General features: G+C 43.3%; 5 protein-coding genes and 1 pseudogene. All 6 read right to left on the minus strand.

What is annotated here, in order from left to right:
- Positions 1-169: 169 nt before the first annotated feature.
- Complete coding sequence (uvrA, locus tag FZF09_RS11520; RefSeq protein WP_158736746.1) at positions 170-3,055, minus strand: excinuclease ABC subunit UvrA; 2,886 nt, start codon at positions 3,053-3,055, stop codon at positions 170-172.
- Between the two features lie 5 nt (positions 3,056-3,060).
- The gene (uvrB, locus tag FZF09_RS11525) at positions 3,061-5,037 is read right to left on the minus strand and encodes an excinuclease ABC subunit UvrB (RefSeq protein ID WP_158736747.1); all 1,977 of its coding nucleotides are present in this window, start codon (positions 5,035-5,037) and stop codon (positions 3,061-3,063) included.
- 149 nt (positions 5,038-5,186) lie between these two features.
- Positions 5,187-5,411 (minus strand): hypothetical protein, encoded by a 225-nt coding sequence (locus tag FZF09_RS11530; RefSeq protein WP_158736748.1) that lies wholly within the window; start codon positions 5,409-5,411, stop codon positions 5,187-5,189.
- 48 nt (positions 5,412-5,459) lie between these two features.
- Positions 5,460-6,653 (minus strand): PDZ domain-containing protein, encoded by a 1,194-nt coding sequence (locus FZF09_RS11535; protein ID WP_158736749.1) that lies wholly within the window; start codon positions 6,651-6,653, stop codon positions 5,460-5,462.
- A 113-nt stretch (positions 6,654-6,766) separates the two neighbouring features.
- Complete coding sequence (locus FZF09_RS11540) at positions 6,767-8,245, minus strand: S41 family peptidase (RefSeq protein WP_158736750.1); 1,479 nt, start codon at positions 8,243-8,245, stop codon at positions 6,767-6,769.
- A 167-nt stretch (positions 8,246-8,412) separates the two neighbouring features.
- Positions 8,413-8,860 (minus strand): annotated as a pseudogene (locus FZF09_RS11545) (hypothetical protein); the annotation flags it as partial.

Here is an 8,860-nt window from a genome sequence, read left to right on the forward strand (position 1 = left end):
TGCCCTCCCCCTTCTGTCTGTTTTCTTCTCCTGCCCGCAAACTTGGCTTGCCGTCATGAATATAGGAAACTTTCCTAAAGTATAAAAAAGCTGCCTCACTGCACAGGAGAAATTGCTGGTTTTCTGAGACATGAAACCTACATTTCTTGCGCTTTGAGACAGCTTTAGTTTAAGAAGACGTAGTCTCTGCTACTTGCTCAGCTTTAGAAAGCTTCTCTTCCATTCGTTTTCGTTCTCTTTCTATTATTGGGTCTAAATAGTACCCGGTATAAGATTCATTTACTTTTACTATTTCTTCTGGCGCTCCGCTTGCCACAAGTTTTCCGCCTTTGTCTCCGCCTTCTGGACCTAAGTCAATAATATAGTCTACCGTTTTAATAACATCCAGGTTATGCTCAATGACAAGAACAGTATCCCCATTTTCGACAAGTCTTTGTAGGACCGTCAACAATCTGTCAATGTCATCTACATGCAATCCAGTTGTCGGCTCATCCAATATATATAACGATTTCCCAGTCGAGCGCCGGTGGAGCTGGCTTGCTAATTTCACTCTCTGTGCTTCTCCCCCAGAAAGGGTAGTCGCCGGCTGGCCAAGTTTAATATAACCGAGTCCTACATCAAAGAGGGTTTGAATTTTCCGTTTGATTTTCGGGATATTTTCAAAAAATGCAAGAGCTTCTTCTACCGTCATGGCAAGCACTTCGGCAATATTCTTTCCTTTGTACCGTATGTCGAGAGTATCACGATTATACCTTTTTCCATCGCATTCTTCACATGGCACGTATACATCAGGAAGGAAATGCATCTCAATTTTTATAATTCCGTCTCCCTTACATGCTTCACAACGTCCGCCTCTCACATTAAAACTGAACCGTCCCTTTTGATAGCCGCGTATTTTCGCTTCGTTTGTCATAGCGAACACGTCGCGGATATTATCAAATACTCCGGTATATGTTGCCGGGTTGGAACGCGGCGTCCGTCCGATCGGAGACTGGTCAATATCGATTACTTTTTCAAGCTGGTCAATTCCTTCTATTTTTCTGTGATTCCCTGGTTTTTCTTTTCCACGGTGCAGTTTTTGCGACAGTGATTTGTATAAGATGTCATTGATTAACGTACTTTTTCCAGAACCTGACACACCTGTAATAGCAGTGAATAGACCGAGCGGAATATCTACATTCGTGTTTTGCAGATTGTTTTCTTTGGCTCCTTTTATTTTAAGCCAGCGATTTTGCGGTTTTCGACGTTCGACAGGAAGGGGGATGAACTTTTTGCCGGATAAATATTGACCGGTTAAAGACTCCTCATCTTCTTTAATTTCATCCGGTGTGCCTTCAGAAGTAATATACCCTCCGTGTACACCTGCCCCCGGGCCAATATCAATAATATGGTCAGCAGCAAGCATCGTATCTTCATCATGTTCTACGACAATCAACGTATTACCAAGGTCTCTCATTCGTTCAAGTGTACGGATTAAGCGGTTATTATCTCTTTGGTGAAGGCCTATTGAAGGCTCATCCAAAATGTAAAGAACCCCCATTAATGACGAGCCAATTTGAGTAGCAAGCCTTATCCGCTGCGCTTCTCCGCCGGACAATGTGCCAGCTGAGCGACTCAATGTTAAATAATCAAGTCCAACATTAACTAGAAAGCCGAGCCTCTCTTCAATCTCCCGCAGAATTAAGCGAGCAATCGCAAGTTCCTTTTCGGTCAGCTCCAGGTTTTCAAAAAAAGTTTTTGCATCTTTTACAGATAACTCTGTCGTTTGCCCTATATGAGTACCGGCTATTTTAACAGACAAGCTTTCCTTACGGAGACGGTATCCTTTGCAAGTCGGGCAGGCATTGCGCGCCATATATTGTTCCATTTGTTCGCGAATATAATCAGAAGCGGTTTCGTGATAACGCCTGGATATATTGCGCAAAACTCCTTCAAAATAAATCTTGCGTTCTTTTACCGTGCCGCGTTCATTTTCATATCGGAACGTAACTCTTTCTCTGCCGCTCCCATGCAAAATAATATCCATTTGCTGCTTTGGAAGATCTTTGACTGGTACTTCCATGTCGATTCCAAAATGATGACAAACAGACTGTAAAAGCTGCGGATAATATTGAGAACTGGTCGGTTCCCAGGCAGCAATCGCATGTTTTTTCAAGGTTCGGTCCCAATCTGGAATCACGAGCTCTTCGTCTACTTCGAGTTTGCTGCCAAGACCATCACACGTTGGGCAAGCACCGTACGGACTGTTAAACGAAAATAATCGCGGTTCAAGTTCTCCTATGGAAAAGCCGCAATATGGACAAGCGTGATGCTGGTTAAAGAGAAGTTCTTCTTCCCCAATAACATCAATTAGCGCTTTACCGCCGCTTAATTCAAGAGCAGTTTCTAATGAATCGGCCAAGCGGGTTTCTACACCATCTTTTATCACGATACGGTCCACGACCGCTTCAATATCATGTTTTTTATTTTTATCCAGGTTAAATTCTTCACTAACTTCCCGCATTTCTCCATCGACACGGACTCGTACAAACCCTCTTTGTTTTAAATCATCAAGTATTTTCACATGCTCGCCTTTTCTGCCTGAAACAAGAGGAGAAAGGATCTGCATTTTTGTACGCTCCGGGTAAGAGATCATCCGGTCAACCATTTGTTGAACGGTTTGCGATGAGATCTCGACGTTATGCTTCGGACAAATCGGCCGGCCTATTCTTGCAAACAAAAGCCGTAAGTAATCATAAATCTCCGTTACCGTACCCACGGTAGAACGCGGGTTACGGCTGGTTGTCTTTTGGTCAATAGAAATAGCTGGAGAAAGCCCTTCTATCGAATCAACATCTGGTTTATCCATTTGCCCGAGAAACTGCCGGGCATAGGCAGAAAGGGATTCGACATAGCGGCGCTGGCCTTCCGCGTAAATCGTATCAAACGCAAGTGAAGATTTACCCGAGCCGGACAGACCTGTAAAAACGACCAGCTTATCACGCGGTATCGTCACATCAATATTTTTCAAGTTGTGGGAACGAGCACCTTTTATTTGTAAGTTTTCAAGAGCCATAGAGGTCATCCTTCCGCTTTTAATTCAAGTACCATGTCACGAAGCTCTGCAGCCCGTTCAAATTGAAGATCCCTGGCTGCTTGTTTCATTTCTGCTTCTAATTCATCGATTACTTTTTGACGTTCTTTCTTACTCATTTTCGCAAGTGCAGGCTTGTCGAAGTCTTCCTGTTCCTCTGAAGCGATCGTCGCTTGAATTAAATCAGGAATGTCTTTTTGGATCGTCTTTGGAGTAATACCATGTTTCTCATTATAATCTTCCTGAATTTCGCGGCGGCGGTTCGTTTCACTGATCGCAACATTCATGGAATCTGTTAATTTATCAGCATACATTATGACGTGCCCGTTGGCATTTCTTGCCGCACGCCCCATCGTCTGAATGAGTGAGCGTTCGGCACGGAGAAAACCTTCTTTATCAGCATCAAGAATAGCAACGAGTGAAACTTCCGGGATATCCAGCCCTTCCCGGAGCAGGTTGATTCCTACGAGTACGTCAAATTCACCGAGCCGAAGCTGGCGCACAATATCAATCCGCTCTAATGTTTTTATATCAGAGTGTAAATATTTTACACGAATCCCCACTTCTTTTAAATAATCTGTTAAATCCTCTGCCATCTTTTTCGTTAATGTGGTAACAAGCACTCGCTCTTTGCTTTCTTTTCTTTCATTTATTTCTCCGATTAAATCATCAATCTGCCCTTCAATCGGCCGAACATCAATCGTTGGATCAAGGAGCCCGGTCGGCCGGATGATTTGTTCAACCATTTCAGGTGAATGCTCGAGTTCATATGGACCAGGGGTTGCTGATACATACACGGCTTGACGAACACGCTTTTCAAACTCTTCAAATTGCAAAGGCCTGTTATCCATAGCTGATGGCAAGCGGAAACCATGATCAACAAGCACTCCTTTTCGAGCCCTGTCCCCGTTGTACATCCCCCGCACTTGCGGCAGTGTCACATGGGACTCATCAACAACAATCAAGAAATCTTCCGGAAAGAAATCAAGTAATGTATAAGGAGATTCCCCTGGTTTACGAAATGTCAGATGCCGGGAATAGTTTTCAATACCCGAACAAAAACCCATTTCTTTCATCATTTCAATGTCATAATTAGTGCGCTGTTCGAGACGCTGGGCTTCCAGTTCTCTCCCTTTTTCCCGGAAATAAGCAAGCTGTTCCTCTAATTCTTTTTCAATATTTTTAATCGCCCGGGTCATCTTTTCTTCTCGGGTAACAAAGTGAGAAGCCGGGAAAATAGCTACGTGATTGCGTTCACCGAGAATTTCACCAGTGAGAGCATCCACTTCCGTTATACGGTCTATCTCATCACCGAAAAACTCCACTCGAATGCAGTGTTCATCTCGTGAAGCTGGAAATATTTCTACGACATCCCCTCTTACGCGGAACGTACCACGAACAAAATTAATATCATTGCGTTCATATTGGATATCAACGAGTTCGCGCAACACATCGTCTCTTTCCATTTCCATGCCTGAGCGCAGAGAAAGAACCAGATCGCGGTACTCTTCTGGCGAACCTAAACCATAAATACAGGATACACTGGCAACGATAATAACATCGTTACGTTCAAATAAGGCACTCGTCGCAGAGTGGCGCAATTTATCAATTTCATCATTTATACTTGCGTCTTTTTCTATATACATATCTGTCTGCGGGATATATGCTTCCGGCTGATAATAGTCGTAATAACTGACAAAATATTCAACTGCATTGTTAGGAAACAGCTCTTTAAACTCGCTGTAAAGCTGTCCCGCCAATGTTTTATTATGTGCGATGACAAGGGTTGGCTTATTAACTTCTTTTATAACGTTGGACACTGTAAATGTTTTACCTGTTCCTGTGGCACCAAGCAAGGTCTGGTGTTTCTTCCCTTCCTTTATTCCTTGCGTTAATGCTTTAATGGCCTCAGGCTGATCCCCTTCTGGATCATATTTGGAGACTAAATTAAAGGTTTCATTCATGCCCTATCCCTCGCTTCGTTTAAATCCTACTCACATCTTTTCAATACCGCTTATACATTATACCACATAACACGTCAATTCAAACGGATTTTTCGAATATATGTTCGCATTTGTTTTTTAAAAAAACGACGGTGCTGTTTTCCGTCGTTTTAAGGTCCCGTATTCTGATGTTTCCCTATTCGCCAGCCTACAGGCATGGCTGCAGCAAGAGAAACAGCTGCTGTCAGCATTATTCCCAGCCCCATTTTCCACGGCTGAAAAGCTGCTGTAATCATAAGAGCAACCAAGACGCCGCCAATAAAACTATGGGTAAGACGTACACCTGCCAGCATAAGAAAAAATGGAAGCAGCACGGCTCCGACTACTGTCACCACAAATATCAGTCCTTTTTCTGAAACAGAGGCATTTAATTATGTCCTCTGTTACGCTTCTTTTGTTATTATTTCCTGTAAATTCCGTTCTTTTACAAGCAGCACCCCAAGTTCATGATGCTCATTATCATAAACAGTAGACTGAGCATGTCTAATCTCGCCTTGTTGATCACATACTTCTACTTTGCAGTATGCTGAATTTTTTTGCAGAGCGTCATAAAACTCACTTTCATTGTTTACAACCTGTCCGTTTACTTTCATTATCACTTCACCAGGTTTCAGTCCCATTTTTTCTGCTGGAGATTCAGGGAGAATCCCAAGTATTCTGATGCCTCGCTGCTGCAGTTTGAACAAAGGTGTTTTTGCTCGTTCTTTTCGTTTCATCCAAAAGGTGATCACTTCTCGAGCCACAACACCAGTGACAGCAGTATACATAATAAAATCAGGATAATAAAAAGCAGAAACAGCGCCTGCTCCAATGAACAATGCTAATATAACCACAATAAGCCCAGTCTGCTTGACTGCGTTTTTTGGCAGCGTGTGAAACATAGTGTACTTGGCCCCTATCGCAAACGGTATAAGAAAAAGCGTCAGCCCGCTTTCTCCTATCGATAAAACAGGCCACCATTGGAACGGTTCTACTGCTCCGCCTGGCACAAATATTAATGCTGGTATGAACCAAATACGCTGAAGCCGGTGAGCTCCAATCCATTTACCGCGTGAACTTTTTACCACCATAGGAGAGGTATGGTGCTTGCCATTTCTCCATATGAGCAGCCCTTCTGCGATCATGAGTAAAGTCAAGAGAACGAGTGCCGGACGGTAGTCTCCTTGTCCTAGTTCCATGAAAAAACTGTCCATCCAGCCATAGCCGCTTTCCACCCCAGGTAACAAGAGCGCTAAAATAATCGCCAGCCCTATTGTATAGGAAGGAGAGAGCCAGCGTATTCTTCCTAGCAAGATAAACAGAAACATTATCATACCGACAAGCATTAAAAAAGCAAAAGGTATCGTTAAACCTGTTGCAATAACGAGAAAAGACAAGAGAAATCCAGTCAGCAGCCCAGGCAAAAGCGGAGCGGTCACATCAAACAAGGCGCTGTACACTCGTGTATGAAACGTAGCCCGCTCTCTTTTCACACGGAAATAGCCGATCATAAACATCGCAAATGGAATAATATATGTAAGCGGATGAGCAAAAAAACGTCCCAGTCCTTTTATTAGTTCCAAGCCAAAAAATTCCATTGGCGGCATCTCCTTTTTAATAGACGGTTCATTATTTTACAATCTAATATTACAGAGAAACCTGCCCCATGAAAAATGTTATTCCAATGGGGCACAACGCACTGATTAGCTGATTAAGAGCTTTGGTTACTCACTAATTCCAGTGCTTTTTCTAACTGTTTATCATTTTCGGGATCACGAATCAGTTCAAGAAGTTTCTGATTTAAACGGCTGACGGTTTCTTCATCGATAACACCAGTTTCCTCGATGCCTTCTTCCGCTGCTTGAAAGGATGCAGCAGCTTCTGCTGTTTGCTCATCAAAGTAGCCATCCGTACGCCCAGGGTCATGCCCGAGCCCTTTTAGCATCTGCTGGGCAATTTTCACTTGCTCGCCGAAAGATTCTTGCTTTAATTCTTCTTCCGGTGCCAGTACTGCAGAATAGAAGTAATCGGGCTGCTTCACTTCTACTGTCGGTTCCACTCCTTCTTCATTAATCCAGTTGCCGTCAGAAGTGAGCCACTTGAACATAGACAGTTTTAATTCGCTGCCGTCTCCAAGCTGCATGGATTGCTGCACGGTACCTTTTCCATATGTTGTTTCTCCAACCAGGTCATAACCGCCTGCTTCCTTAAGCGCCGCAGCTAATATCTCTGAAGCAGATACACTCCCTTCATCAATAAGACCGACAATAGGATAATCTTTTGTTTCATCAAGTTTGGAAATAGAGCGAACTGTTTCTCCATTTGGATCTTCAATTTGAACAACAGGCTCACCACCAGGAATTATTAAATCCCCTATATCTTCCACACTGTTTAAAAAACCGCCTGGATTTCCGCGTACATCAATAATTAATCCATCAATACCGGCTTCTTCTAGTTTGTTTAAATGCTCTTCAAATTCTTCCGCTGTACTCTCAGAAAAAGAAGTGAGTTCTAAATGACCAATCGTTTTCCCATTTTGTTCTTTTGTTTCAGAACGAACCGTTTCCACAGGGATTTCGTCTCGTTCTACTTCTACCTCAAACGGATCGGAAGACCCGCGTTGAACGGTGAGTGTAACGTTAGACCCTTTTTCTCCGCGAATTTTAAGTACCGTTTCATTAAGGGATTCACCTTCTGTACTCTCCCCATCGACTTCAAGAATTTGGTCGTTTGGCTGCAGACCAGCTTCCTCAGCAGGAGAATCGCGAAACGGCGAAACAATCGTAACTCTATCATCTACCATGCTGACTTCTGCTCCAATACCTTCAAAAGAAGATTCGAGCGACTGACTGAACTCTGCTGCTGTTTCTTGATCCATGTAGGCCGAGTGAGGATCATCCAGCTCTTTGACCATCCCTTCTAGAGCTCCCTCAAGAATTTGTTTTTCGTCTACATCTTCTACGTACTGCTCACTAATCATTTGATAGACTTGTTCAATTTTTTCCATGCCGGCTTCTGACGCTTCGGAAGAATCTTGTGGAATATGTTCGGCTTGATTATCGGCGTTCGATGCAGAACGCGGTGTATCTTCCAGGGTATCATTGATAGACATTCCCGCAAACACACCGCCGGCTCCTGCAAGTAGCACAGCACCTGTAACTGCAGCTGCCGCTTTTGTTTTCCATTTCATTTATTTATTCACCCCTGCTCTGTTTCTAAGGCACATCTTAGCAGTTTATCATTATATGCAGGAATAGGGGCAGATAGAATGACTGCTCCGTTATTCATACATTCCGCTTCCTTTCATTCTAGCATGAAAAAAGCACGCAACAAATATAATAATAGATAAAAAGATATTTATTGGAGCTGTCTTAAAATATCTTCTAAAGAGCCATTCATCCTTTTCTTTTTTCGGTGTTTTTCTCTTGATTCAGCGCTTCTTGCTTCGGGTTCAGCTCTTCCTTTCTCTCTTTCAGCGCTTCTCCTCCTCTTTTCAGCTCTTTCTTCCTTCTTTTCAGCTCTTCCTTCCTTCTTTTCAGCGCTTCTTTCTTTTTCGGCGCTTCTTGCTTCGGGTTCAGCTCTTCTTTTCTCTCTTTCAGCGCTTCTCCTCCTCTTTTCAGCTCTTTCTTCCTTGTTTTCAGCGCTTCTTTCTTTTTCGGCGCTTCTTGCTTCGGGTTCAGCTCTTCTTTTCTCTCCTTCAGCGCTTCTCCTCCTCTTTTCAGCTCTTCCTTCCTTCTTTTCAGCGCTTCTTTTCTTTTTCGGCGTTTCTTGCTTCGGGTTCAGCTCTTCTTTTCTCTCCTTCAGC

This window comes from Alteribacillus sp. YIM 98480 (assembly GCF_009765375.1).
Classification (GTDB): Bacteria; Bacillota; Bacilli; order Bacillales; family Marinococcaceae; genus Alteribacillus.

Bases quoted from the DNA above. Each gene is read 5' to 3' on its own strand.
- uvrA (WP_158736746.1), bottom strand. From the start codon at position 3,055: ATGGCTCTTGAAAACTTACAAATAAAAGGTGCTCGTTCCCACAACTTG.
- uvrB (WP_158736747.1), bottom strand. From the start codon at position 5,037: ATGAATGAAACCTTTAATTTAGTCTCCAAATATGATCCAGAAGGGGAT.
- FZF09_RS11535 (WP_158736749.1), bottom strand. From the start codon at position 6,653: ATGGAATTTTTTGGCTTGGAACTAATAAAAGGACTGGGACGTTTTTTT.
- FZF09_RS11540 (WP_158736750.1), bottom strand. From the start codon at position 8,245: ATGAAATGGAAAACAAAAGCGGCAGCTGCAGTTACAGGTGCTGTGCTA.